The sequence below is a fragment of the Clostridioides sp. ZZV15-6598 genome, from assembly GCF_020657705.1.
Classification (GTDB): domain Bacteria; phylum Bacillota; class Clostridia; order Peptostreptococcales; family Peptostreptococcaceae; genus Clostridioides; species Clostridioides difficile_F.
In genome coordinates, this window is record NZ_JAGWCS010000333.1 from 1 (window position 1) to 425 (window position 425).

Genomic DNA, 425 nt, shown 5'->3' on the forward strand with positions numbered 1-425 from the left:
TAGTGATATGAAAATACTTGAAGTAAAATTTCCTACAGAAGCGCTTAAAGTAGGCAAAGCAATAAGAGTAACATGTGAAAGAGCTGGTTTTGAAAGCGATTGTATAATAATTCAATCACATGAATTTGAATTAACAGTAGTCTATTTTGATAAAGAATTAGATGATTTGGCACAATCATCTATAACAATAGATGATGCAATAGACCATGATTATTGTATTGAAATATTAAATTAGGAGGAAATAAAATGGTAAGTTTATTTGCAATATGTTTAGTAGGATTATTTCAATAAAAAAAGTGCTGGTCAAAGTAACCAACACAACTAAAAAACAATTACTTAGGAGGATACCATAAAATGAATAAAAATTCAAGTCGTAGAAAATATTTAGATGCTTTTGTAGTAACTGATACTAAAAATATAGATAA

The 425-nt window shown here is 26.8% G+C and carries 1 protein-coding gene; it reads left to right on the forward strand.

Features of this window, described 5'->3' with window-relative positions; all coding sequences use genetic code 11:
- Positions 1 to 235: hypothetical protein (locus tag KGF50_RS21895; protein ID WP_227849998.1), on the forward strand; the 235-nt coding region annotated here is incomplete at its 5' end.
- Positions 236 to 425 lie beyond the last annotated feature (190 nt).